Genomic DNA, 543 nt, shown 5'->3' with positions numbered 1-543 from the left:
CACCCGGCTGGTCTCGCCGTCGGAGAAGGAGGCGTACGCGCTGTCCGGGGAGCGCGGCGCGACGGACGGCGACCTGCACGGTGCCGCCCGCGGTGCCGCCGCACTCGTCCGGCACTGGCGGGTCGCCGCCGTCACCGTGACCCTCGGCGCGCGCGGAGCCCTGCTGTCGTACGGGGAACACCCGCTGCTCGTCCCGGTGCCCACCGTGCACGTCGGTGACCCGTGCGGCGCGGGCGACCGGTTCGCGGCGACGGCGGCCGGGCTGCTCGCGGACGGCGCGCTCGTCGGCGAGGCGGTCGAGGGCGCGGTGGCCGCCGCGAGCGACTTCGTCGGCGCGGGCGGTGCGGCCGCCCTCGCGTGCGAGGAGACGGACGCTCCGGCCACCGAAGGCGACCCGGGCGATCCGTTCGCCCTGGCCACCCGCGTCCGCGCGGCGCACGGCACGGTCGTCGCCGCGGGCGGCTGTTTCGACCTGCTGCACGCCGGGCACGTCGGACTGCTCCAGGCCGCCCGGCGTCTCGGCGACTGCCTGGTCGTCTGCGT

The 543-nt window shown here is 78.6% G+C and carries 1 protein-coding gene; it reads left to right on the top strand.

Annotated elements, in window-relative coordinates; genetic code table 11:
- A partial coding sequence (locus tag AC5P09_RS52110; protein ID WP_493880650.1) for a PfkB family carbohydrate kinase occupies positions 1-543 on the top strand: 543 nt, incomplete at both ends.

It is taken from the genome of Streptomyces sp. a15 (assembly GCF_059026085.1).
The sequence above is the reverse complement of the archived record's forward strand: the minus strand, read 5'-3'. Positions and strand labels throughout refer to the sequence as shown.